Here is a 23,985-nt window from a genome sequence, read left to right as displayed (position 1 = left end):
TCGCTCTACTGCTGAAGAGAACTGTGCTCGGCCGGGATGGGTATCGGGACGCGTTCGGCGATCGCGCGGACGACGGCCCGGTGGACCTGCTCGGGGGTGAGTCCGAGGACGTCGACGGTGACCAGATGCGGGTCGTCGGCGGCGAGGTGGCCGTAGGCGTAGTGGACCTGGCACAGGAAGGCGTGCTGCTCGGCGGTGTATAGGTGGCCCTCACGGTGGGCGGCCCGGGCGATGGCCTCGTCGGCGGGCAGCCGCAGCCACACGGCCACGTCGGCTGCCGGCCCCGACAGCGCGGAGACGGCCCTCAGCCACCCGATGCCGTCCGCGGGGCGGCCGGGGTGCTTCTGCAGGAGGGTGGCGAGGCTGTACGACTCGATGGTGTGGATGCCGCGGTCCTCGATGACCGTCTGGCCGACCGTGAGAGCCGGGGCGATGTGCGTGGCGACGGTGTTGGTGCGGATCGCGGTGGCGAGCATCGTGTCGGTGACGACGCTGCCGTGCCGGGAGAAGGGGTCCCCGCTGGCGAAGAGGTCCAGGAGCGTGCTGCCCAGGGTGTCCTCGGTGCGGGTCAGGTTGTCGGGCAGGTAGTTGACCGGCACCTGCTCGCGGGTCAGGTGTTCGCCGAGGAGGCGGGACTGGGTGGTCTTCCCGGCGCCGGGAAGGCCCTCGAACGCGATCAGCATGCCGGGCCCCCCGCCGCGGCCGACCACGGGGTGCCCGTAGTGGTGGCTGCGAGGATGTCCAGGACGGCGTCGCGCAGGCCGGGCGCCGTCGCGATAGTGGTGAGCGAGGCGGGGGTGTGCGGGGTGCCGTCGGTGTCCATGACGACGGCACCGGCCTCGCGGGCGAGGACGACGCCTGCGGCCATGTCCCAGTCGTGGTTGCCCAGGGTGATGGTGGCGTCGAGGGTGCCGTCGGCGACGAGGGCCAGGTCCACGGCGGCGGACCCGAGCATGCGCACACGCTGCGCCTTCTCGGCAAGGTGGGCCTGGATGGAGAGGGCGACCAGATTGCGCTCGGGGCCGTCGGGGCCCGTTCCGTAGTCGCCGACGGCGATCATCGCCTCGGGCAGCGTGCGGGTGCCGGCGGCGCTGATGCGGTGGCCGTCGCGGTAGGCGCCCAGGCCCTGGGCGGCCCAGTAGCGGCGGCCGATCAGGGGCAGGTGGATCACGCCGAGGACGGGCACGCCCTCGTGGACGAGCGCGAGGGAGATCCCGCACAGCGGCAGGCCGCGGATGAAGTTCGCGGTGCCGTCGACCGGGTCGATGATCCAGTAGGTGTCGGCGTCGGTGTCGCCGCCCTCTTCCTCGCCGACGAAGCCGATACCGGGGGCCCCGTCCAGGAGGGCCTTGCGGGCCCCGCGTTCGATGGCGAGATCGACGTTGGTGACCATGTCGCGGTCGCCCTTGGCGGTGATCCGGTCCGGGGTGAGGTCGCGCAGCTGCTGCTCGGCCCTTTCGGTGACCGAGCGGGCGAGGTCGAGCAGCGCCGGGAGGTCGGGGCTCATGCGGAGAAGGCTCCCTTCGGAGCGGGTCGGGTAAGGCTGGTCTCGGCCGTCAGGTAGGACAGGGCGGTGCGGGTGCAGTCGGGGACGGGGGCGCTGGTGTCCAGGCGCAGCGCGGGAACGGTGATCGGCTCCGTAGTGGCCTTGAGTCGTCGGTGGAGGCCCAGATTGCGGTTGGCGGCAGGATGGGTGCCCGCCTGCACATCCGTGTGAAGACGGGCGGCGGCGACGTCGTCGGGGCAGACGCACTCGATGATGCGCAGCGACCGGCCGGTCTCCTCGGCCAGCCGCTGCACGTCCTCGACCTGGTAGCGGCGCGAGCAGGTACGGCCGTCGAGGACCACGGCCGCCTCCGGGTACTCGCCGAGGTGCCGCGCGGCCGTCAGATGCATGACGTGGACGCAGAAGTCGTCCTGCTCCCGGGTGTAGGTGACCAGGTGCGGGCCGAACAGCGCGTCGCGGATGCGGTCCTTGTCGAGCAGCAGCGTCGTCGGGCCGAGATTCAGGGCCAGTGCCCGGGCGAGGGTGCTCTTGCCCGTGCCGGGCAGCCCGGCCAGTTGAACGATCACCGCGTCTCCTCCCCTCGGTTGGCCCCGCCGGCGGTCGAGGTGCTGGTGAACACCTCGGGCAGGTGGGCACGCAGCACAGCCCAGCCTGAGCGGGCCGTTTCCGGAAGCGGCGCCCCGGCTCCGGGGGACTGGTCCGGGGCCGGCAGGGCGAGGCGGGCGGCGTCGGCCAGACCGGACCAGCGCGGGCGCGCGGCGAGACGGGCGAGAGCGTGCGCCAGAGCGTCCGCCCGGGCGAGGACAGGCAACGCCTCTCCGCCGTCGCCTTCGGCCTCGGTCCGGGCAAGAGCGGCCCGTATGTCCGCCGGGTCGGCGGTGTGGCCGAGGCCGGTGGTGATGTCGACGCTCACGGTGGGCGTCAGCGCGTCCCCCGTGGACCGCCGGCGCGTGTGCGCACCGCGACCGGGCTCCGTGAAGCCGAGCTCGGCCAGCACGTCCAGCGCCGCGTCCCGGTCGGCGGCATCAACCAGGAGATCGATGTCGGTGAACTGCCGGAGCCCGCCCGGCGGGTACAGGACGGCGTCGTACGCGAGTCCGTTCAGCACCGCGACGGGCATGGCCCGGCCGGCGAGCGCCCGCACGATACGAACGGCTTCGCCGCGGTGGAGCCGGTTGTGCAGCGTGTTGGCGCGCACGATCTGGCCGAGGACGGAGCGCATCGGACGCGACAGTCCCGCGTCCGCAGGGCCGCCCAGCAGACGGTCGGCCAGCAGGCAGACCAGCTTGGCGTCGATCGCCGCCTCCAAAACCGCGCCGAGCGGGATGGAAGCCGACGCGGGCGGGCTGGTGTCCGGGCGGGGATCGCACAGCCACCGCAGGGCCGCTGCGGCCGGCCCGGCCCCCTCGGGCAGCGGCAGCGTCGCGGGGGTGGGCGTGGTGGGGGCGTTCACCCGTGCACCTCCGCTCCCGCGCCGAGGAGGCGGCCGACGGCGTCGGCGAGGGCGGCCGGGTCGGCACCGGCGTGGATCCGGTAGCAGGGCAGTTCGGCCAGGGCGTCGACCACGCGGCCCAGGTTGCCGTCAGTGATGGCCGGGTCGGGTGCGGGCCAGAGCCAGTGGTTGATGTGGGAGCTGGGCCCGCGGCCCGGATCGGTCATGAACAGACGAGTGTGCAGCAGCTCGTCGCGGGCCTCGGCGCCCGCGACCGGCTCGACGCTCACCGACGTCCGGTCGGGGTCGAGGTGAGGGAAGAGCAGCATGGCCGGGCAGACCGATCCGAGGACCTGGCCGTCGCCGGACAGCAGCCGGGCGAAGTCCCACGGCTCGATGGGCACCTTGGGGCGGCTCGACCACCGCTGTTCGGCGGGCACCGTGCGTTGGGCCTCGGGGACGAGGTCGGCCAGGTGCGTCAGGGCAGTCAGCGTGCCGATGCCGGCCCGCAGCCGCGCGGGCCACACGTACCCGGCGAGCCCGCCCTCTTTCTCGGCGCGCAGCAGGAGCCGGTCGTTGGTGACGTAGTCGGCGCCGAGGCGGTGCAGGGCGGCGAGCAGGGTGGTGGTCTTGCCGCGGCCGCGATGTCCGGCGATGACGACGCCGCGCCCGCCCAGGGAGAAGGCCGCGGTGTGCGCGTAGACCGCGCCGTTCTCCAGGAGCTGGGCGGTGATGGCCTGCCGGGGCAGCCGCGCCGCCCAGTGCAGCGCCGCCGACTCCGTCGCGCAGCGCACGGTGATCGTCGCCTGCCGGGTGCCAGTCACGATCAGCGTGTGCAGCGCCTCGACCCAGAAGGCGCGGCCGCCGGGCCGCGCGAGGACGGCGGCCATCAGGCGGGGCCCGATCTCGACCACGGGCGCGTCGGCGAAGCCCTCGACCTCCTCGTACGCCGGTCCGCCGTCGACCACCAGGTCGACCTGCCCGCGCGCGAAGGACGGCCCGGTCTGCTCGTAGGCGTACAAGGTGCCCGTGGCGTGGGTGAAGGCGGCCTTCGAGTTGGTGCGCAGGCAGACGGAGGCCTCGGCCTGAGCGAACGTGGTCTCCCAGAGCCCGCCCGGCTGCCGGGCGGGGACCTGGTCGGCGGCGGCGGCCGTCACGGACGGTCCCCTTCCGGCCGGGGCTGCGCCTGGGGCAGCTGCGCGCGGGCCGCGTTCACCAGCCCGGACAGCTGGTCGGCGGAGGCGGAGGTGTGGAGAGCGACAAGGCCGTCGGGGCCGACCGCCTTGCGCAACCACGTCGGCTCGACGGCCCGCACCCCGCGCCCCCAGTGGTTGCGGCCGCACCGGGACCCGGTGAGGGTGAAGCCGGTCCCGGCGCGAATCGCGGTGATCTCCACCGGCGCGCTGGAGCGGTACTTGAGCTCGGCGTGCTGGGCGGCGTGCCGGCTGGTGTGCTGCTGCTCGGTGTCGGGGAGGTCGGTGTAGATGTTGAACACGGTGGCGGGTCCGTCCAGGACCGAGGTCTGGTGCCAGGCCCCGAACGGCACGGCCACCAGGTCGCCGGGCCCGCACGCCTGCCAGTTCAGCGCCGGGGTGCCGGACGGGTCGTGCCAGGCGGTGATCACCAGCACGCGCCCGGACAGGACCTGGAACACCTCGAGCTGGGCCGGGGTGTTCCAGTGGCCGATCGAGCGGTGGAGTTCGCCGCCGGGCAGCTGGCCGGGCCGGTAGACGCAGAGGTCGGCGAACCAGTCGGCGCCCAGGGCCCGGGTGGGCGGCAGGATGTCGCGGTGCGCGGTGTAGAGAACCGGGTCGCTCCCCGCATCGCAAGCGGTGCGTGCGGCGCCGGGGTCGGCCAGGTAGCAGGCCGGCGCGCCGTTCGCCGCGGTGGCGAGCAGGTCGGACAGGTGCCGGTCCACTCCGTCGCCCGCGGCGCTCAGGAGGGCCGTGCCCGCGGCGGGGCCGGTGGCCAGGTCAGTCATGGGAAGCGCTCCGTGAGATCAGCTCCGCGCCGGCCGCGCCGCACGAGGAGAGCAACAGGTCCGGCAGCTCGGCGAAGTCAGCGAAGTCAGGGACGTGGGGTCGGGTGGCCTCGCGGCGGGGGGTGTAGTGGACGGCGCAGCATCCGGCGCCCAGGGCACCGTCCACATCGGTGAGCAGGTCGTCGCCGACGTGGACAACGCGGCCGAGCGGCATGCCGGCCCGCTCGGCGACGGTGGCGAACACTTCGGGTCGGGGCTTGGCCACGCCCAGGTCGCCGGAGAACAGGGTGTCGTCGAACCGGTCGAGCAGGCCGAGGTCGGACAGCAGCAGCCGGTGGACGTCAGACGGTGTCGCCAGCGTGTTGGACGTCAGCACCAGGCGCCCGCCCGCGGCCTTGATCGCGTCCAGGGCCTCGCGCGCCCCGGGGATCGGCTGCGGGCAGGCCCTCAGCACCGCGTGCGTGTGCACCGCGAGCAGCAGCTTCAGCAGATCGGGCGCGCCGGGGTCGATGCCGAGCTCGTCGAGCACCGCCCCGACCTGAGCCTCGACACCGGGCTGCGCTCCGGCCGTCCGCTGTTGGTACGCCGCCTCGGCCCGGGTGCGGCCCACGACCTCGCTCAGCTTCTCCGGCGCGGGGTGGTGGCCGTAGGCGTGCAGGACGCGGCCGAACTCCGTGATCCGCCAGGCGTCCGCGGCCTTCCGGTCCCCGTGGGTGATGAGGGTGCCCCACAGGTCGAGGCTGACCGTCCACCCCGCCAGGGGCAGCGCGGAGCCGGTCACCGGGCACCTCCGTGCGGGCGCGCGGTGGTGTGCTGGCTGCGGATCCACTCGGCGGTCGCGGCCGGGTCGTCGCTGCCGAAGAGCAGCGAGCCCGCCACGACACCGGTGGCACCGGCGGCGACGAGGTCGGGCACCGTGTGCTCGCGGATTCCCCCGTCGGCCAGGAGGGGGATGTCTGTGCCGCGCCGGTCGAGGATCTGACGTATGACCCGCATGCGGTCCAGGGCCTCGGGGACCATGCCGGTGCCCTTGGTACCCAGCGGGGTGCCGACCATGGTGACGGCGTCGACGGATTCGAGGAGGTCCTCGACGCGCTCGGGCGCGAGGTCCAGGGTGAGCGCGAGACCGGCCGCCTGACCTCCGGCACGGATGCGGCCGATCGCCTCCAGCGCTCCGTCGGCTTCGGCGTGGACGGTGATCAGGTCCGCGCCGGCGTCGGCGAACGCCGCGGCCAGCTCGGCCGGACGGTGCGCCATCAGGTGGACGTGGAACGGCACCTCGGTGCGGGGGCGCAGCGCGCGCACGAGGTCGGGGAAGAAGATCGCGTCGGGGGTGAAGGAGGTGTCGGAGGCGTCGATGTGGAAGGAGTCGGCGTACGGGCCGATCCGCTCGACCTCGGCGGTCAGCGACCCCAGGTCGGCGGACCACAAGGAGGCGTCGATGATCGTCCGCTCGCGCGGGCGGTCGGTCAGGAAGGACACAGGGCACTCATCTCGTCGAGGTCGCAGTGACGGGGCGCGGGCAAGGGAGCGCGGAGCCGGCCGGTGATCGCGGCAGCCATCTCGGCGGCCACCTCCGGTGCCTCGCGCAGGTCCACCCGGATGGGCAGGACGCGAGGGTGGTGGGCGCCGAGCACCCGCCGGTAGGCCGCCGAGTAGCGGGGGAGGAACAGCAGGCGCTCGATCGCCGCGGGGTTGCCGCCTCCCCGGCCCCGGGCGATGGCGCGTTCGCGGGCCAGCGGCCAGGGGGTGTTGAGGAAGACGGCCAGGTCGGGGTGGAGGAACCAGGCCGCCACGATGTCGAGCAGACGCTGCAGGATCTCGTCGGCGGGCACGTCGGGCTGGGTCTCGGTCAGGACGGTCAACGCCCAGGCGATCTTGGAGTAGACGCCGTGGTCGATGATGACGACGTCGTGCTCGGCCAGGGCCGGCTCGTAGAACGTCTGGTGCTGGTGGGCTTCGCGGCACAGGCGCAGCAGGACGTCGACGGTGGCGTGATGGGCGTGTGCGTAGCCGCCGGCGCCGGTGCGGGAACGCAGGGGCTGGGCTTCGAGGACCTCGGAGAGCCGGCTGATCGTGCCGGGGCGGGGCCCGTAGTGGAGAACGGCCACCGTGAAGCCCGCGGCCCGCAGCTGTTCCCCGGCCAGTTCGGCGGTCGTGGTCTTGCCCGCGCCCCAGACTCCTTCGGTGCTGACCAGGAGCCCGCGCGGGCCGCCGAGCCGCCACGCGGGGGCGCGGCCGGCGGACGGGTCGGACGGGCCGGCCAGTGTGGCGGGGGCGGGGGCGGCATGGTGCGGGGGGCCGACGGCGCTGCCTTGCGTGCCGGGGCGCATCGGGTCTCCTCTCCGAGTGGTTGATGGACGGGATGCGGTGGGGTCAGCTGCGGGCGGTCAGGGAGGGCAGCCAGTCGAAGTCGACGGCCGGGTTGCGGGTCGGCTCGTACTCCAGGCCGATCCAGCCGTCGTAGCCGGAGGCGTCGATGCGCGAGAAGAAGTCCGGGTAGTCGAGGACCCCGGAGCCGGGGCGCCCGCGGCCGGGGGTGTCCGCGATCTGGAAGTGCACGATGCGACCCCGGTGGCGCTCCAGCAGGCCGGGGATGTCCTCGCCGTTGCGGCCGTGGTGGTACAGGTCGCACAGGAACCCGGCGTTCGACAGGCCCGACGCGTCGTTCACGCGGTCGGCCATGGCGACCGTCGCGTCGGCGTCGCCGAGCGGGTAGGCGGGGGCCTCCTGACGGCTGATGGTCTCCAGCACCACCGACGCCCCCACCTGGTGGGCGGCGCGAGCCGCCAGCACCAGGCTCTCCAGGGCGAGCTCGTCCTGGGCGCCGTGGTCGGTGTCCGGCTGCCGGTTGCCGTAGAGGGCGTTCAGGACGCAGCAGCCGGTCCGGTCGGCGAAGCCGACGGCGGTGTCGATGCTGTCGCGGAACTCGGCCGCGCGGCCGGGAACGGACAGCAGACCGCGGTCGCCGGCGCGCATGTCGCCCTCGAGGAAGTTCATCGCGACCAGCTGCAGGCCGGCGTCGCTCAGGGCGCGGGCCAGGGCGTCGACGTCGCGGTCGGCCGGAACGGGGGAGTCGAAGGGCCACCAGATTTCGGCGGCCGTGAATCCGGCGGCGGCCGCGGCGGCGGGGCGCTGAAGGAGCGGCAGGTGGCCGTAGAGCATGGACAGGTTCGCGGCGAAGTTCAGGATGCCGGTGTTCATCGTGGTCGGTTCTCCGTCCGGTGGTTGCACGGCGAGCCGCCGTGCGGGTCTGAGGGAAGGAATGGGCAAGCTTCCAGTCAGGTCGGGGCGCCGACCGTCTTCAAGGCGGCGAAGAACTCCTCGGCCCGGTGCTCGGGGTAGGTGCCGTCGCGCATGGCCCGCAGGTAGTAGCTCTGCACGCGCTCCCACTCCCATGGGTTGGCGGCGAACTCGCCGGTGATCTGGTTGTTGGCCAGGGCGATCCAGCGGCGCAGGCAGCTGGAGCAGCGCCCGCAGTGCACGCGCCGCCCGCTCGGTTCGAAGCAGGAGAGGGTGTCCAGCAGGTCTCGTACGGGCAGGCCGGCCTCGACGTACCAGCGCACGATGTCGGTCTTGGTCATGTCCCAGAAGGGGCTGTCGACCTTGATCGGGCGGCCGGCGAACTCCGAGAGGACCTCGCTCATCCGCGCGAAGGCGTCGGGGCTCTTGTCGAGCGTGTGGTCACCCCTGACGCCGACGCACCAGATGGTGTCGGCGCCGTAGTTGGAGGCGAGCATCGCGAAGTAGATGTTGCGGAACGGGATGAGCGGGCGGGTGTCCCAGGCGGACAGGTCCAGCGCGGTGCTGACCGTGAGGTCGATGCCGCACCGCTCGGCGAGCTCGCGCACGCACTGAAGCTCCTCCTCGCGGAAGTGGTGGCGGATGTCGAAGTACACCGCGGGCGGTTTGCCCAGGTAGTGCCAGGCCGGGAAGGAGTCCAGGCCGGCGGAGTACAGAAGAATCGAGTTGCCCTCGTTGCCCATCAGGTCTTCCCCTTTTCAGCTCTGGTCGCGTTCGGACGGGGAGGCCGCACCCTGTTCAGGCACCGGGCCGTCTCCGGCCGTCGGGATGGTCGCGGGGGCGGGGGCCTTCGGCCCGTTCTCCGTCTCCCAGGGGAAGATCACCCAGGTGTCGGTGTGCTCGGCGATGTAGTCGATGCGCTCCTCGGGGGCGGCCGGGCCGGGCCAGTTGGAGCGGTTGACGGTCAGCACCGCCGTGCGCAGCCGCCGGACGCCGAGCGCCTCGACCATCCGGCGAATGCGCTCCAGCGTCGCTCCGCTGCCAGCGATGTCGTCGACCAGCAGGACGTCCCGCCCGGCCAGGTCACCGAGCGAAGCGGGGTTCTTGGTGGCCGGGGCGCTGGTCTTGGCAGCGTTGACCCCGTCCGTCACGGTGTGCGTGACCTCGACCGTCCGGACATCGCGGATGCCGAGCTGATGGGCGACCATCACAGCCGGGATCATGCCGCCGCGCATGATCCCGACGACGATCTCCGGCAGGCCGTCGTCGCCCGCCTGCTCGGCGAGGTCGCGGGCGAACGCCTCGATACCGCTCCAGGCCAGACATATGGGCGCCGGTGCGGTGACGGGCGGGGTAGATGTGGTGGTCACGGAAGCTGCTCCTCAGAGTGGACGCCCGGCGTGCTGAGCACGCGGACCTGGTGCCAGGCGGGCAGGAAGCGGTCGACGATCAGGGCCCAGACGCGGTGGACCTCGGGCTGAACGCTGGCGGGGACAGTCATCTCCACCTCGGCCGCGCCGACGGCGCCGGGAAGGTGGTGGGCGGCGAGGGCGTGCCGGCCGTGGTCACGCAGCTGCACGGTCAGCCACACCCCCGGAGCCTCAGCGGGCAGGTCCACGGTGATCCGCAGGGCCTGGCCGGGTACGAACTCGTTTGGCGTGTGAAGGCGGACGGCCGTGTGGGCGGGCGTGGTGGGACGGTCGGCCACCAGGCCGCAGCGCGGGCAGGCCACGCGGACCCGCTCCACGGCGCCGGGCACGAGCCCGGACCACACGGTCCGCTCCAGCTGGCCGCGGCAGTATCCGCACCGGCTGGCGTCCGTCGTCCCGTGGGCCGGGGTGTGGGCGGCGGTCGCGGCGTCGGTGAACTGGTCGAGCATGCCGAAGCGGGAGTGCTCGCTCATCTCGGACAGGGCCTTGGCCCAGCCGGTGGCGTGACGGTCGAGCGCATCGGGCAGGCCGGGCAGGGGCCCGTACCTGGCGCGCAGCGACTTCTGGACGAGGTGCAGCGCGGCGAGGGCGCTCTCCCGGGCGGCTTCGCGATGACGCCGCAGCACCTTGAGCCCTTCGACCACTCGGGTTTTGGGGCGGTCGGCCGCCATTGCCCAGGCGCGCAGGTTGTCCTCGAACAGAGCGCCGGCGTTGAGGGCGGTCAGCCAGCCGGTCAGCTCCGTACGCAGACCGAGCGCCGCCCCGTGCGCGTCGGCGATGGCCACCAGGTCCTCGGGTTCGTGCCAGATCCCGTCCCGGGTCAGCAGCCCCGGCGGCCCGCCGGGGCCGGGGAGGGTGAGGAAGGCCGGGCGCGGGCCGGGCCAGGGGGTGAGGACCGGCGCCGTGCCGGGCGCGGGCGGGGGAGCGAAGGTCTGCTCGGGGTCGCCGAGCAGCAGGTATCCGCTGGCCCGGCCTGCGGTGTCGTTGAGGTCGGCGGTGACGGCGCCGGCCGGGCGGGCGGCGGCGAGCAGCCGGCCGGTCAGGCGCGGCTCGGCGTTCACGGGCAGGTCCTGGTGCACCATCCCGATCACCGCTGCCGGATGCCCTTCCAGGGCGGAGTGGGCGAGGGACACGCTGGAGGGGTAGTGCTCGTGCGGGTCGAGGATGAGCGCGGTGCACACGAACAGCGCGAGCGTCCGGCACGCCAGGTCACGCAGCAGCAGCGGGGTGAGCGTGCCGCCCGCCCGGCACCGCTCCGGGGTGCAGCCGCCCGGCACCGGCTCGCCCGCGACGGCGAGTTCCCGATCCCCGGTCAGCCCGCACACGCTGTAGGGGCCGAGGAGGGCGTGCGATCCGGAGCCGTGGGCCTCCACCACGGCGGTGCGCCACCGGCCGCCGACGGCGGTGTCCAGGCCGGTGCGCTCGTCAAGGTGCCGCCCGGTGCGGGCGGTGCCGGTGAGCCCGTTGAGCAGTACGTCGTGCTCCTCGGGCTGCGGGGTGCGGGCGGCGAGGATCTTGGCGAGCGAGAAGGCGACGCCCGGAAGGTCGATGCCGGTCAGCAGCCCTACGCGTACCGAGCGCTCGGACCAGGTGTGCAGGAGAGGGGTCAGGGCAGCCAGGGAGCAGGCGTCGGCCGGGGCGGTGAGCAGCACGCTGCCGCCGTCCGGGACCGGCACCGTGCCAGCGCCGCTCAGGTCGTCGACCGGTACGAAGCTGCGGCCCAGGACTCGGGCGGCGCCCCGGGCGAGCGGGCCGGTCGAGCCGACACCGACCACGAGGCGTTCGTCGGCCGGGCCGGGTGCGGGGGCCAGGGGCGGCTGGGCGCCGTAGAAGGTGGCCACGTTCGCCCAGCGGGCGGCCCGCTGCGGGTCGACCGGCCGCAGCAGCGCGATCCGCCCGTCGTCCAGGTGCTCGCTCCAGGAGGTGAGGTCGTCGGCCCAGCAGAATCCGTTGGGCAGCTCTAGGTCCGTGACCGGGTCGGGGGTGGTCATCTGCGGTGTTCTCCCTTCGTGTCCGGCGTGGGTGCGGGCAGGGTGATGCCGCATGCGGCGAGGTCGGCGATGAGGCCGGGGACGGAGAGGAAGTCGACCGCGTGCAGCCCGACATGCCGGGCGGCAATGACGTTGGTGTGGTTGTCGTCGGCGAAGAAGATCTCTCCAGCGGCCACGCCCATGGCCTCGATGGCCAGCCGGTAGGCCACCGGGGAGGGCTTGATCACGCCGAGGTCCGCCGAGCTGATCAGCGTGTCGAACGCGTCGAACCTGAGACGGGCCAGATCCGCCTCCAGTCCGCCGGTGTTGTTGGTGAAGATGCCGACGGGGATGCCCTGGGCGCGGACGGCCTTGAGGACGGCCACCGCGTTCTTGTCCAGCTCCCCGGGATCTTGCGCCCACACGTCCACGGCGGCCCCCGCGCGGGGACCGAACTCGGCCACGAGTTCGTCCCGGACGGCCTCCAGCCAGTCCTGGTGGGTGTAGACGCCGTAGTTGGCCAGTGCGAACGCATCCTTGTAGGCGATGCGGCGCAGCGTGCCCGGCGGTAGGCCGACCGCCTTCTCCGCTTCGGCGCGGCCGTTGCCGCGGAAGTGCAGAAGGACTCCGCCCAGGTCGAACAGGGCGGCGCTCACGCGCGTGCTCATGACGGCTCCCGGGTGGCGAAGGCCAGCGCGCGGGCGAGGAACGCGGGCGTCGGTTGGGCGGTGAAGTGCGTGAGCGGGATCTCGAGTCCGAAGGTCTCGTTGATGCGGTGCAGGAGCTCCACGCAGGCCAGGGAGTCCCCGCCGCAGGAGAAGAAGTCGGTCGTCGCGGTGGCCGGTTCGGCGCCGGTGGCTTGCCGCCACCACACCCGGACCGTGTCCGGCAGCTCCACGGGCGAGCCGTCCGCGGCTGCTGCCGGGGCGGTCTCGTCCGGCTCGGCGGCCGGGCCAACGCCGGGTAAGGCCAGGGCGGCGATCGCGTGCACATCGGGTTTGCCGTACCCGGTCAGCGGGAGCGAGGGGTGAAGGTGGATACGGGCCGGAACGGCCGTCGAGGGAAGCAGACCAGCCAGGTGCGCGCGCAGTGCCGCCTCGGTGATCCGGCCGCCGGGGACAGCCGCGTGCAGGGCGAGGACGTCCCGGCCCTCGGCCGGCTCGGCGAGCGCCGCCGCCGCGGTCACACCGTCGAGGGCCAGCGCTGCGGCTTCGACTTCCTCCGGCTCCAGGCGCACGCCGCCGAGGTTGAGCTGCCGGTCGATCCGGCCCGCGTACACCAGCTGTCCGTCCGGGCGCCGCCAGGCCCGGTCGCCGGTCCGGTACACGCGTAGCGCTCGGCCGCCGATCGTGAGCGTGGGGAAGGCGTAGGCCGTACGGTCGGGCAGGCCCGCGTATCCGTCGGTCAGGCCGACGCCTGCGAGGTACAGATGACCGGGCTGCCCGTCGGGCACGGGCTGGTTGTGCTCGTCGAGGAGGAAGTCCTCCACCCCGGGCACCGGCCGGCCGAGCGGAGCGGGCTGGTCGTCGGCCGTGATGTGCGGTGCGACGTGGGTGGCGATGGTCGCCTCGGTCGGACCGTACGCGTTGGCGACCTGGTGCCGGCCGATCCAGTAGGCGAAGCGGGCCGGGTCCAGCGCCTCGCCGCCAACGACGAGCAGCCGCAGCTCGGGCAACGTCACCTCCGGTAAGGCCGCGAGCATGGTCGGGGTCAGCGTGGCCACGGTGACCTGTTCTGCGGCGAGCCACCGGACCAGTCCGATCCCGGGAACCCGCTGACGGCCGTGGGGCACGCACAGGGTTCCGCCGACGGTCAGGGCCAGCAGGGTCTCCCAGAGCACGACGTCGACCGAGGCCGCGGCCAACTGCGCGATCCGGTCCTCCGCCGTGATCCGGTACAGATCGGCGAAGGCGGTGATCCGGTGGGCCAGTCCGCTGTGGGGGAGCACCACGGGTTTCGGTGCGCCCGTCGAACCAGAGGTGTGCAGGATGCACGCGGTCCGGCCGCCAGCAGTCGAGGCGTACTCCGCGCGCGGTCCGGGCAGGTGACCCGTCTCCGCCTCCGGGAAGGTGACGGCCGGTATGTCCTCAGGCCACCAGCTCGGAATCGCCCCGCCGCTGTGGACCAGGAGGTCAGCACTGCCGGCCAGCAGGCGGAGCCGGGCCGGCGGGTGGTCGAGGTTGACCGGCACCGCCGCCGCCCCGGCCCGCCAGATGCCCAGCAGGCATCCCACCCAGTCGGCGCCCGGCGCCAAGCCGATCGCGACCCGCAGCTCTCCGCCGCCACGGGCGGCGGCCGAGACGACGGCGGCCACATGCCCCGCCCGCTCCCACAGCTCCCCATAGGTCACCCTCTCGTCCGCCGAGCGCACAGCGCAGGCGTGGGCGCGGGCCTCAACCTGCCCGGCGACCGCGGACAGCACGGAGCCCGCCGTAGGGCCGGTCTGCATCTCGGCGCGCGACAAGTTGTCTTCCGCAGCCGGTGACGTGGACATCAGCTCACCTCCTTCCTGATCTATTTGCCGGTTCGCGTTCAGGCCGCGTACCACTGGGCCGCGGCGAGGAACTGCTGGTTGAGCACCGGGTCGCTTCGGAACCGGCCGCCGGTGTGCGCCGTGGTGGTGCGGGCGGTCTCCATGCGCACGCCGCGCATGCTCATGCACAGGTGCACACCACGTACGGCGACGGCGACGTCCTCGCGTCCGATCACGCCGGCCAGGTGCTCGGCGAACTGCCGGGTGAAGCGCTCCTGGACCTGGAGACGGCCGGTGTAGTGCTGGGCGATCCGTCCGAACTTTGACAGACCCACCACCTCCCCGTCGGGCACGTATCCGGCGGTGACCTGGAGGTTGATGGGCAGCATGTGGTGCTCGCACAGCGACCACACGCTCATGCCGCCCACGATGACCAGCTGGCCGCTCAGCTGGGACTCGGTGAAGCAGGTGGCGGTCGCGGCGTCGTCCGGGGACAGGAACTCCTTCCACCAGGCCGCGACGCGGCCCGGGGTGCCGATCAGCCCGTCCCGGGTGGGATCCTCGCCCAGCTCGACCAGGAGCTGGGCGATCAGGCTGGCGACGCGGTCGGTGTCGATGCCCGGCGCGGACCGGGCGGGTGCGGGTACGGCGGCACTCAGGGCCGTCTCAGGGCCGGTGACTGACGTCGTCATGGGCTTCTCTCGCTTCCGGGGGGCAGGGGAACGAAGGGGCAGGGGCGGGAGATCAGCGGCCTCGCGCATCCGCGAAGGCCAACACGTGCAGCCGGGTGGTGAAGTACCAGTGCCGGGCCGCGACCGCGTCAGCGAGGACCCGGGTCGTGGCGGTGATCTCGTCTGCGGTGGTGCCCTCGGGCATCACCCACACCGGCGCCAGCCCGTGCGATTCGGCGAGCTCGGCGATGCGGTCGAGGTCGGCCACCGAGGAGGCAACGAACTTGAACGTCGCTCGCCCGGACGCTCCGAACGCCTCAAGTACGGCGGGCACCACGCTCTTGGCTTCGTCCATGCCGAAACTGGCGATCTTGGGCGACACGTTGAAGCGGACCCCGCAGACCACCAGTTCGGGCACGGGCGCGATGGTGCCGTTCGTCTCGAACTCCACCCGCTTCCCGGCGGCCAGCAGCCCCTGAACAAGCGGCACCAGGCGCGCCTGCTGGAGCAGCGGCTCCCCACCGGTGATCACGATCAGCTCCACCGGCGAGGACGTGGCCCAGGCCACGAGGTCCGCCGCCGTCTGCTTCGTCGACTCCTTGCGGGGGGCGAAGTGGTCCCAGTCCCACGTGTACTTCGTGTCGCACTTGGTGCAGGTGAGGTTGCACCGAGACAGGCGGATGAACAGGGCGGGGTGCCCGCAACTCGGGCCCTCGCCCTGGAAGGTCGGCACCTCGACACCGAAGCACTCCGCGACGATCAGCCGGTGCGCGGCGTCATTTGCGTCCAGGCCGATGCTGATCGGCTCGGAGACGGTCACTGCTCCTCCACACCGAAGCGGGCCCAGCTGCTCGTAGTCCTGCGGACGAGGGCCGCGGCCAGGCGGCCGAGCTTGGGAGACACGATCGTCCTATTGGCCTCAACATGCATCTCGCCGGGTCGCGCCGTGAGCATCTGGTGCCGCGCCATGGTGTGCTGGCATGGCTGTGTCTGAGCGCCGGAGCTCTCCTGTACAGGGAGTCGGCCCTCCGGCTCTGCGCCGGCGAACTGGAGCGTCGTCACAGTGTCCTCCTCGTGTACTGCGCCCAGCTGGTTTCTGTCTCAGAGACACGGATCGCGGCTGGGTAGCGATCCAGCCAGGTCATGAGGTGCTCGGCCAGGCGTTCGGAGGTGGGGTTGAAGGGCACCGTCTCGTTGAGAACCGCACCGTTGAGGACCTCCTCGATGTGCCAGCTCAGGTCCTGCGGCACCGGGGTGGGGCGGCCGTAGGCATCGGCCGCCGTCACCAGGTAGGAGTGACCATGCCGTTGACCGCACTGATGCCCTGCGGGAAGCCCGCTGAGGTAGTGCGTTGCCTCGAATCCCACAGTGAATCCGTCAGTCGGCGCCGGGGCCCGGCCCGTGCGTATCCGCACTTCCACCAGGGCAGCCGTGACGTCGTCCGGGAGATGCTCGCGCGACCACTCGGTCAGGCTCGCGGCCAGGCCCTCGTCACTGACGTCCGGGACGCGGCCGTTGAGGAGCCGGTGGTCGAAGACGTCACGGATGTGATGCTTCAGAGGCTTGAGGCGGCCGAAGTCCACGACGAAGCCCACGTCGTCCAGCGACTCCGCGGCGAGCACCACCTCAGCGGTGAAGGAGTGCCCGTCATCCCGGCCGTCCAGCTGACGGGTCGCCTCGAAGCGGAAGAGCTTGCCGATGCTCCACAGACTGCTCACCGGGACAGCCCCGGCTTCGCGTCGTCCGCATACGCGGTGGGGTAGTCGAACGACAACACGAAATGGATCTCGTACACGGTCACCGTGCAGTCCATGCCTCCCGAGTCGAGGAGAACCGCGCGATTGGATACCGGCTTCGTCATCTGTCGATGTCCTTCCTCATGCTTCGGTTTGTAGCCCGCAACGTGGTGGTGCGCTCCGGCGGGGCTGCGGTGAATACAGAAGGCGTCGTGGCATTCCTTCAGCACCACGACAGGGCTTCGTTAAGGCGGGAGACACCCTCAGCAGAAGGGACAACCGGCGTGCGCCAGCGTCACACCATGTCGCTGAGGTGATCGAGTGTCGAGCAAGCGCGCCCGCATACCAAGGGGCTGGGTGTAGTCCCGGTGTAGTCCTGTCCCGCGAACCGCGTTCGGCCGGCACCACGACGTGTTTGGATCGCGGTATGAACCATCGGGAGCGTCATCCGCTGGCCGTCGCCCGGGCTGCTCTCGGCATGTCCTTGGACCAGATGGCCAGAGCGATCCGCGCCGCTGCCGCGCGTGAGGGAATGCGTTCGGGCGTCGACCGGCAGCGCGTGTACAAGTGGGAACAAGGGGTCATACCCAGCGTCGACAACCAGCGGTACATCGCTCAAGTCCTTGGCGTACCTGCCGAGAAAATTGACCTGGCCGAATGGCCGAGCTGGGTGTCAACCGGCGACAGAGGCGTTGTGCCGTTGGGGCACGCCAACGCCGTGTCCGCTCTGCGAGAGGCATTGCACACCATGGACCGTCGCACCCTGCTCAGCGCCATCCCCGGCTCCGCACTCGTCGTCCTGGCCAGCGACTGGGCGGATGCCGAACCTCCGGCCTACGCCGAACGACAGCCCACGCCCGGTGCCGCCGTCGGTGAAGACACCGTCGGCCTGCTGGAGGAGACCAGCGCCCGCCTCAACACGCTGGCCACCGAACAACGCCAGCACATCGCGCCCCTCTACGACGCCCACCTGGCCCAGGTCACCGACCTGATCGAGGGGGACTGCTACCCCAGAACCCTGGGGACACGCCTGCACAAGCTGGCAGCCAGCCTCTCCCAGACGGTCGCCTGGATCCGGTTCGACCACGGCCAGCACGCAGCAGCAAGCCGATACTGGATCGCCGGGCTGCACAACGCACACGCCGGCCATGACCGGGATATGGGTGCGGCCCTTCTCAGCGATTTGGCCTACCAGGCGTCCTGGCGCGATAAGCCCGCCACCGCCGCCGGGATCCTCCAGCAAGCTCTCCGCCGTACCACCCACCCGGCAGCCAGTTCGCTGCTTCACCTGCGTCTGGCGCGCGCCCAAGCCGCCCTCGGCGAACACCGCGCCACCCGGGACTCCCTCGCCACGGCCGAGCGCCTGCTCGGCACCGGGGACCCCGGCGACATGCCGGCCTGGTGCTCCTGGATGTCTCTGGCCGATCTCGCTGTCGACTCCGGACGCTGCCTGCTCGACCTCGGCGACACCACCCGCGCACACACCCTCATCGCCGAAGGCCAAGCACTCCTGCCGCCCAGCCGGGACAAGACCCGCGGAATCTTCCTCGCCTACCGCGCCCAAGGTCACCTCAGCCTCCGCGAACCCGAAGCCGCAGCTACCGACGCCCTCGAAGCACTCCACTTGGCCGAACGGATCGGAGCGCCACGGTGTGTTCAGCTCGTCCACGAACTGGCTCCCGCCTTCATGCCATACCGGACGGCAGAAGGCGTGCCTGAACTGCTTCACGCCGTCGCATAACCGGGGCAGAGAAGGGTAGTGGTGGCCGGGCTGCAGTCGCCGTTGATGTAGATGTCTGCGATGACTAGCCGGTCCTGTGAGTGTGAGTGCACGCCTACGCGGGTGACGAGTTCGCCGACCTGGAAGGTGTGCAAACTGGTGGTGGCGGTGTGTGCTTCGAGCCTGGTGGCGACGTGAGAGGGCGTCCCCGGTGACGGGCAGCTCGATGGGGAGCTGATTGCGGCCGGCCTTGCCGAACGTCAGAGCCGTGGCCCGTTGGGCATCGCTGTCGAGACCCACCACACGGTGGCCCATCTGCGCGGCGCGTAACGCCAGCGGAAGATCCACATAGCCCTGGCCGACGACCAGGACCCGCAGCGAACTCGCATCAGCGAGACGGCGGACCTCCTGCACAACCGCCCCGGCCGCGACCGGTATTCGCGTACTCAACGGTGTGGACACACTGAACATCAGGTACTCCTCGCCTCATTGAGCGCGCTGCGCAGTTCAACGGCTCGTTCGGCCAGCCAGTCGAGGTAGGGCCCCGGTGTCTCCTCCGCCGGGCTGCCGAACCAGAGGTCGGCGGAGTGCTCCAGCGTGTGGGCGGCCCAATCGGGTTTCTCGGCCACGACTTTCTCTACGCAGTCGACGACATCGGATGCCCACCAACCGACGTTCCTGACCCGGATCCTGAACACTTCCAGGGCTTCGTCGTCGGGCGTTGTGCGCCAGAGGTCGTCACAGAGCTCCGCGAAGAAGCGCGCGGGATACTGCTCACGCCACTCATGGTCCTGCTCGATCTCGTGGAGAATGCGCCAGCCCAGCTCGTTGTCGTCGGTCATCGGTCCCCTCCGATGGCCAGGTTGTCCTCCAGCGCACCGGCGGCCCCTTTCTTCCAGTGAGCACAGGCCTCGTCCTCGGAAATGCCCAGGTAAAAGGCCCGAAGCCATGCGGTGAAGGCCTCCATCCGAGGCGATGTGCTTGTGTATGGAGCACCCGGCGATATGGGGTTCTTAGTGCGTTTGGCCATATTGGTTTCACCTCAGGACTGCGGGCGCGGGAGCGGCGTTTCTCCCGACCTCGATGGCCAGTTCGCACGGGAAATCGGCGCAGAGGGGCTCCGAGCCGAATCCGGCAGTCCCTAGAAATGTCAGGTTGTCTACCGGGTCCAGCTGTTCGGTTTCGTCCGGAAGATAGACCACTACGGTGGCCTCGCCGGGGGGAGAACCCCTGTGGGAGAGCTGCACCGTATGAGTCGGTGGGTCATACATTTCCGTGTACGTCGCGAGGACCGAAGAGGCGAACTCTTGGCTCGGTGCGATCGGCCGGCGGACCGCTTGCTGCTGAATCGGCATCATGCTCGTTCTGGTGGTGGTGGGCTTCGGGACGGAGAGGGCACTGGGGGAGATACGGGGGGGCAGGGCCGGGGATACGGATCGGCTCGTCCTGTTCGATCGGTTGGTCGCGGGTGGTATTTGGGCCGGCCGGTGCGTTGAGCCGCCGGGACATCAGGGGCGGCGGCCGGTGTCAGGGATGAAGCAAGGTCAAAGGGTCGGCGCGGCGCGGCGAAGGGCGAGTGCGGTGTCTGGTCTCGTACTTGTCGAGCGCATTGTTGACAGAGTCGAGGCGCAGCCCCATGCGGACAGCGATGACACCCGCGCTTTCGCCCTGAGTACGACGGCGGAGGATCTCAGCCGTGGTGCGGTCTCTGTGCCGGTAGATACGTATGACCTCAGCCACTTCGGCGGCCGCAACGTCCACAGCTGCTGCGATGAGAGCGATTCTCTCTCCCCGGGCAGCCCGCGCGAGGATCTGCTCATCCCGGTACTGCCAGGGCGCCTTACCCGGGACATGGCTGGGGGCAGCCTCTGGGTCCGGCGCGTCCAGGAGAGGCTGCCCGGCCTCCCGAAGCCTGGCGAGAACGGCGCTCGCGCTCAGGTGCAGAACTTCCGCAGTGACGTCGCTTGATGCCACGCTTCGGTAAATGGTGACCAGTTGCTCGGTGTCGATGCCCAGCCGGTCGGGACCCACACGGGCCCGCAGTCCGTGCTCTGTGAGGCGACGGTCAACGAACTCATGCGACCGACCGGTGAGTCTGCGGATCTGGAATTTGTCGAAGCCCTGCCCATGGAGCTGGACAACGGTGCTGCCAGAGAGGGGGATGGCGGGAGGGATGAGTTCAATGTGCTGTCGAGCCAGGCTGATCGACGGTGGCCGAAGGGTCACGCCTGCACGGAGCAATTGGTCACGCGCCGTGCCATAGGACATCCCGCACATGTCGGCGACCGTCTTGATGCTCAAGGGGCTTTCGTACAGCCGCACGAGGCGGGGAACGTCCAGCTTGTTGATCAGCTTCATTCCCCGAGGTCGCAGTTCGACGCCTGCGGCGAGCAGCATCTTCCGCGCTGTCCCGTACGTGTACCCGCAGAGCCAGCCGACACGGTCGATGCTGAGCCCCAGGTCGTACAGGATCGCCATGGTGACTACGACCGGGGCCGACGTGCCCCTTGTGCCCTCGGCGCGTATTTCCACGCCTTCGTCCTGGAGCAACGCACGGATCACTTCCCGACGAACCTTGTACAGGCTCGCCAGGCGTTCCAGCGAGTATCCGCCCGACTGGTAGAGCACCGCCATTTCAGCGGCGAGGCTGGCGACGCGGCCTCGCCCGGCGCGTGGCTCCGGTCTTTGAGGCCGCATCTGAGTGATCCCGTCGGACGGGGGTGATATGGCGGGCATGTCATTCCTTCCGGGAAGCATGGGCGAGGAACACGGGATCGCCGGTGGTATTCGGGCGGATGGAGCTCAGGCCGGCGGCCGTGAGCGGCTTGTCCGCAGATCCGGCAGGGCTCTGGGCCAGCAGCGTTGCGCAGCTTGGTCAGGGTCAGCCAGGGAGCCGGATACGTAGTACTTGGTGGTGATCCGGTCCGTCCTGTACTGCGACGACCACCTGCGAATCCGCGCCCGGCGGGCGTCGTGCTTAGGACGTGGTCTGGTCATCACCTACTGGGCGTGGCCATCGACGGAGTGAGGAGGTCGGCCAGGATGTCGGGGCGCCAGTACTCCCCTCTGCCTTCAAGGGCCCAGTACAGCCGGGATCCGCCGCGGACCGAGGATGCGGGGATGTCACGCAGGGTGGCGCCGCGCCGCCACAGTCTGCCGCCGGAAGTGCGCCATCTGTCGGGCAGGACGCCGGGTTTCACGAGGAAGAGCGCGGTGTGCGCCTCGACGTCTCCGAGCACTGGCCCCCACGACCGCTCTCCGGTCCGGAGAAGAGCGGTCAGCGCGGCGCGGCAGGCATTCGGGCTCACGCGCACCACGTCGACGACTCGGCCGGTGACCACATCTCCGCGCAGCATCGCGGAGGGGCTGGGCTGGTGTGACATGGCATCCGGCAGGAGATGCAGCGGGTCAGTGCGACGCTGTGGGGAGGCGGCCGGTACCGGAGAGGGGCGGCTCTTCGGCGTCAGTTGTCGGCCCACTGCGCGGAACTGGCACTGCGTTGTCTCGTGCCCGGTGAGTACTCCGCAGGCGTAGCCGCGGGCGATCAGCGCGCAATCACTTTCGTCCTGGGATCTCAGTATGGACAGGCTGGTGTCGACTTCATCTCTGGACAGTCCCGTGCGTGCCGCGATGTGGTCCACCAGGTCGCGGTCGGCCACATCGTCCGCCAAGTGCCGCCACACCTTCACCACCTCGTCGGGTAGCTCCTCCACCGCATCCCCGGGTATGGGCTCAACGATGACGACGTGCTTGGCGATCGAGACGTGGGCCAGGGTGCGGTTGGTTGCTACGGAGGCCCACAGCCGGCAGGCGCGGCGATGCTCGTTGATCGTGCCGATGCCCTTGTTCACTTGCTGGGCGTACTCGGCCGCGGTCAGGCCCTGCAGCAGACTCAGCAGTGCCTGGTGGTGGATAGATCTGGGCCACCAGCCGTCGCCCGGATCCGGAGGGTTGGCGGGGATGCTGAGAGTGACCGGCACCTGCAAGACGGACATGGGCATGGACATGGCTCCCTTCTGATGGGCTGTGGAAAGGCTCAGGGCAGGTGGTCGGCGCCGAAGCAGGGAGGGCCCGCTGACAGGGCGGTGCCGTCCTCTGCGGTGCCGGTCTCGCCGTGCGGCGAGGTCGCCCCATTAGTTGGAGAGGCTCCCGCGGGAAGCCGTGACCGTTGTGGTGGGCACGGCTGGCCAGGGTGGTAAGTGGTGTGCGGACTCCCGGTGGAGAACAATGGCCGCGCATCCGCCACTGTGGTCCCCTGTCTGCCTCGTCGCGTCGCCACGCACCTGTGCCGTACGAGCTCGCGGCGCTCCTGTCGTTGGCGAGGAGGGCGTTGTGGGTGTGTTGCGAGGCGAGGCGAGCTCGTCGGCCAGGTCCGCGAGCGCGGTGGCCAGCACTGCGAACCGGAACAACCGCTCGTACTGGAGACCTGCGACCGGCTGGGATGCACAGGCCATGGCACAGGCCGCAACTGACAGCAGCCGCGCATACTCGCCCTCGCCCCGGCCGGCCACCTGTTCGCAGGTGGCATGGGCGAGACGGCACAGGACATCTCTTTGGAAGGTCTCCTGCACGGTCATCACATGGGAGGGCAGGCAGATGCCGCTGCGCCACCGCCCTTGGGCGAAGTCACGGATGCCGCGGATGGCATCCCGGTCGAACGACGTTGCGGATCGCTGCTGGTGCGGCTGGGCACGTTGCATGTCCGTAAGCGCGGACAGCCATGCATCCGGGGAAGGGGTGGAGCATGCTGGCGCAGTCGAACGCGCGTGCAGACTGCGGGACAGGTGAAGGACGCCGTCGTCGGCAAGGAACCGCAGCGCCCTCTTCACCGTGGCCGGCGTGGTCAAAAGCGCCTTCGCCAGGTCGGTTCCCACGGGCAGCTCGGTCCCGGGAGGGAAGGCGCCGTGATCGATCATCGCGACGAGCGGTCTGCGTGTGCGGTGGACGCCATGGTCAGGGGGGCGGTGGTCGACCACTTGCCACCGGCCCCGTATGAGCCCTGTGGGGACCAGTCGTTCCAGCGCGGGACGAAGCTCGTGGTACGAGTACCCGGTGGCACCGCGTAGCGCCCTCAGTGTGAGCCGAGTACCGGGCACGTAGAAGCCGGTGGCTATCTGATCCCGGAGCATTGCAGCCACCACGTCTGACGACGAGCCGAGGTCACCCTGCGAGACGGGAGGGGGGTGAGGGGGGAAAGACTTCATGGTGATCCGATCAGTGAACGAGGCGGAAGGCCGAGGCAGCGGCGATCGAGCCCACTGCGACCACGTCGGTTTGGACCCACGCGCGAGAGCTGCTGCGGACGCCGCGGCGCAGTGTGCGCGAACTGTTCACCGGACGGTCGATTCCGGCTCACCGGTCGTGGGAGTTGCGGGGATGCGCTGGTGCGGGACCGTGGAGACGGCGCTCCTCAAAGCCTGTTGCTGACGTTCGGCGGTCCCAAGGGCGAGCGCCGTGTCGATCAGCGGAACATGGCTGAAGGCCTGCGGGAAGTTCCCCACCTGGCGCTGGAGCCGGGAGTCCCACTCCTCCGCGAGCAGGCCCAGATCGTTGCGCAGGGAGAGCAGCCGCTCGAAGAGCCGGCGTGCCTCGTCGACCCGGCCGATCATCGCCAGGTCGTCGGCCAGCCAGAAGGAGCAGGCCAGGAACGCGCCCTCGTCGCCCTCCAGGCCGTCGACGCCGGCGTCCTCGCCCTTGGTGGGGTAGCGCAGCACGAAGCCGTCCTCGGTGGACAGTTCGCGCTGGATCGCCTCGATCGTGCCGATCACGCGCTTGTCGTCCGGCGGCAGGAATCCCATCTGGGGGATCAGCAGGAGCGAGGC

General features: G+C 71.0%; 26 protein-coding genes and 1 pseudogene. 1 reads left to right on the top strand and 26 read right to left on the bottom strand.

Annotation, left to right across the window (positions count from 1 at the left end):
• Window positions 1-5: 5 nt before the first annotated feature.
• The 20 genes from ACF08M_RS27250 to ACF08M_RS27155 form a co-directional block, all read right to left on the bottom strand.
• A complete protein-coding gene (locus ACF08M_RS27250; RefSeq protein WP_392187899.1) occupies window positions 6-683 on the bottom strand; it encodes a dTMP kinase in 678 nt (225 codons plus the stop codon).
• Window positions 677-1,507, bottom strand: coding sequence for an inositol monophosphatase family protein (locus tag ACF08M_RS27245; protein WP_392187898.1), 831 nt, complete (start codon window positions 1,505-1,507; stop codon window positions 677-679). The genes ACF08M_RS27250 and ACF08M_RS27245 overlap by 7 nt, the downstream gene beginning before the upstream one ends.
• The gene (locus ACF08M_RS27240; protein ID WP_392187897.1) at window positions 1,504-2,073 is read right to left on the bottom strand and encodes an AAA family ATPase; all 570 of its coding nucleotides are present in this window, start codon (window positions 2,071-2,073) and stop codon (window positions 1,504-1,506) included. Before ACF08M_RS27240 ends, ACF08M_RS27245 begins: the two co-directional genes overlap by 4 nt.
• Window positions 2,070-2,960: a nucleotidyltransferase family protein gene (locus tag ACF08M_RS27235; protein ID WP_392187896.1), complete on the bottom strand. Its 891-nt coding sequence runs from the start codon at window positions 2,958-2,960 to the stop codon at window positions 2,070-2,072. The genes ACF08M_RS27240 and ACF08M_RS27235 overlap by 4 nt, the downstream gene beginning before the upstream one ends.
• A complete protein-coding gene (locus ACF08M_RS27230) occupies window positions 2,957-4,096 on the bottom strand; it encodes a hypothetical protein (RefSeq protein WP_392187895.1) in 1,140 nt (379 codons plus the stop codon). Before ACF08M_RS27230 ends, ACF08M_RS27235 begins: the two co-directional genes overlap by 4 nt.
• Window positions 4,093-4,920, bottom strand: coding sequence for a hypothetical protein (locus ACF08M_RS27225; RefSeq protein WP_392187894.1), 828 nt, complete (start codon window positions 4,918-4,920; stop codon window positions 4,093-4,095). Before ACF08M_RS27225 ends, ACF08M_RS27230 begins: the two co-directional genes overlap by 4 nt.
• The gene (locus ACF08M_RS27220; RefSeq protein WP_392187893.1) at window positions 4,913-5,701 is read right to left on the bottom strand and encodes an HAD family hydrolase; all 789 of its coding nucleotides are present in this window, start codon (window positions 5,699-5,701) and stop codon (window positions 4,913-4,915) included. Before ACF08M_RS27220 ends, ACF08M_RS27225 begins: the two co-directional genes overlap by 8 nt.
• A complete protein-coding gene (locus ACF08M_RS27215; protein ID WP_392187892.1) occupies window positions 5,698-6,402 on the bottom strand; it encodes a ribulose-phosphate 3-epimerase in 705 nt (234 codons plus the stop codon). The genes ACF08M_RS27220 and ACF08M_RS27215 overlap by 4 nt, the downstream gene beginning before the upstream one ends.
• Window positions 6,390-7,253, bottom strand: a complete 864-nt coding sequence (locus ACF08M_RS27210) for a dTMP kinase (protein WP_392187891.1) — start codon at window positions 7,251-7,253, stop codon at window positions 6,390-6,392. Before ACF08M_RS27210 ends, ACF08M_RS27215 begins: the two co-directional genes overlap by 13 nt.
• Before the next feature lie 43 nt (window positions 7,254-7,296).
• The gene (locus ACF08M_RS27205; protein ID WP_392187890.1) at window positions 7,297-8,124 is read right to left on the bottom strand and encodes a hydroxypyruvate isomerase family protein; all 828 of its coding nucleotides are present in this window, start codon (window positions 8,122-8,124) and stop codon (window positions 7,297-7,299) included.
• A gap of 77 nt (window positions 8,125-8,201) precedes the next feature.
• The gene (locus ACF08M_RS27200; RefSeq protein ID WP_392187889.1) at window positions 8,202-8,906 is read right to left on the bottom strand and encodes a 7-cyano-7-deazaguanine synthase; all 705 of its coding nucleotides are present in this window, start codon (window positions 8,904-8,906) and stop codon (window positions 8,202-8,204) included.
• Between the two features lie 15 nt (window positions 8,907-8,921).
• On the bottom strand, window positions 8,922-9,533 hold the full coding sequence (locus ACF08M_RS27195) for a phosphoribosyltransferase (RefSeq protein ID WP_392187888.1): 612 nt from the start codon (window positions 9,531-9,533) through the stop codon (window positions 8,922-8,924).
• A complete protein-coding gene (locus ACF08M_RS27190) occupies window positions 9,530-11,584 on the bottom strand; it encodes a hypothetical protein (RefSeq protein WP_392187887.1) in 2,055 nt (684 codons plus the stop codon). The genes ACF08M_RS27195 and ACF08M_RS27190 overlap by 4 nt, the downstream gene beginning before the upstream one ends.
• Window positions 11,581-12,231, bottom strand: coding sequence for an HAD family hydrolase (locus tag ACF08M_RS27185; protein WP_392187886.1), 651 nt, complete (start codon window positions 12,229-12,231; stop codon window positions 11,581-11,583). Before ACF08M_RS27185 ends, ACF08M_RS27190 begins: the two co-directional genes overlap by 4 nt.
• Window positions 12,228-14,057, bottom strand: a complete 1,830-nt coding sequence (locus ACF08M_RS27180; protein ID WP_392187885.1) for a non-ribosomal peptide synthetase — start codon at window positions 14,055-14,057, stop codon at window positions 12,228-12,230. Before ACF08M_RS27180 ends, ACF08M_RS27185 begins: the two co-directional genes overlap by 4 nt.
• 38 nt (window positions 14,058-14,095) lie before the next feature.
• Window positions 14,096-14,728: a GTP cyclohydrolase I gene (gene folE, locus ACF08M_RS27175; protein ID WP_392187884.1), complete on the bottom strand. Its 633-nt coding sequence runs from the start codon at window positions 14,726-14,728 to the stop codon at window positions 14,096-14,098.
• Between the two features lie 52 nt (window positions 14,729-14,780).
• On the bottom strand, window positions 14,781-15,527 hold the full coding sequence (locus tag ACF08M_RS27170) for a 7-carboxy-7-deazaguanine synthase QueE (RefSeq protein WP_392187883.1): 747 nt from the start codon (window positions 15,525-15,527) through the stop codon (window positions 14,781-14,783).
• Window positions 15,524-15,769 (bottom strand): hypothetical protein, encoded by a 246-nt coding sequence (locus ACF08M_RS27165; protein WP_392187882.1) that lies wholly within the window; start codon window positions 15,767-15,769, stop codon window positions 15,524-15,526. Before ACF08M_RS27165 ends, ACF08M_RS27170 begins: the two co-directional genes overlap by 4 nt.
• A complete protein-coding gene (locus ACF08M_RS27160) occupies window positions 15,766-16,425 on the bottom strand; it encodes a 6-pyruvoyl tetrahydropterin synthase family protein (protein ID WP_392187881.1) in 660 nt (219 codons plus the stop codon). The genes ACF08M_RS27165 and ACF08M_RS27160 overlap by 4 nt, the downstream gene beginning before the upstream one ends.
• Entirely contained in the window at window positions 16,422-16,568 is a 147-nt protein-coding gene (locus ACF08M_RS27155) for a hypothetical protein (RefSeq protein ID WP_392187880.1), read from the bottom strand. Before ACF08M_RS27155 ends, ACF08M_RS27160 begins: the two co-directional genes overlap by 4 nt.
• A 302-nt stretch (window positions 16,569-16,870) precedes the next feature.
• On the opposite strand from ACF08M_RS27155, the gene ACF08M_RS27150 reads away from it, so the two are divergent.
• On the top strand, window positions 16,871-18,184 hold the full coding sequence (locus tag ACF08M_RS27150) for a helix-turn-helix transcriptional regulator (RefSeq protein WP_392187879.1): 1,314 nt from the start codon (window positions 16,871-16,873) through the stop codon (window positions 18,182-18,184).
• A 449-nt stretch (window positions 18,185-18,633) separates the two neighbouring features.
• Here ACF08M_RS27150 and ACF08M_RS27145 read toward each other — a convergent pair whose 3' ends face one another.
• The 6 genes and pseudogenes from ACF08M_RS27145 to ACF08M_RS27120 form a co-directional block, all read right to left on the bottom strand.
• On the bottom strand, window positions 18,634-19,005 hold the full coding sequence (locus ACF08M_RS27145) for a hypothetical protein (protein WP_392187878.1): 372 nt from the start codon (window positions 19,003-19,005) through the stop codon (window positions 18,634-18,636).
• A gap of 685 nt (window positions 19,006-19,690) precedes the next feature.
• A complete protein-coding gene (locus tag ACF08M_RS27140; protein ID WP_392187877.1) occupies window positions 19,691-20,797 on the bottom strand; it encodes a hypothetical protein in 1,107 nt (368 codons plus the stop codon).
• Between the two features lie 362 nt (window positions 20,798-21,159).
• The gene (locus ACF08M_RS27135; protein ID WP_392187876.1) at window positions 21,160-22,164 is read right to left on the bottom strand and encodes a hypothetical protein; all 1,005 of its coding nucleotides are present in this window, start codon (window positions 22,162-22,164) and stop codon (window positions 21,160-21,162) included.
• 132 nt (window positions 22,165-22,296) lie between these two features.
• Window positions 22,297-22,863, bottom strand: coding sequence for a hypothetical protein (locus ACF08M_RS27130; RefSeq protein WP_392187994.1), 567 nt, complete (start codon window positions 22,861-22,863; stop codon window positions 22,297-22,299).
• Between the two features lie 300 nt (window positions 22,864-23,163).
• Window positions 23,164-23,367, bottom strand: a pseudogene (locus tag ACF08M_RS27125) (GntR family transcriptional regulator); the annotation flags it as partial.
• A gap of 126 nt (window positions 23,368-23,493) precedes the next feature.
• A partial coding sequence (locus ACF08M_RS27120) for a glycoside hydrolase family 15 protein (RefSeq protein ID WP_392187875.1) occupies window positions 23,494-23,985 on the bottom strand: 492 nt, incomplete at its 5' end.

Source organism: Streptomyces sp. NPDC015032, from assembly GCF_043080425.1.
Lineage (GTDB): Bacteria > Actinomycetota > Actinomycetes > Streptomycetales > Streptomycetaceae > Streptomyces.
This window is presented reverse-complemented; position numbering and strand designations above follow the sequence as displayed.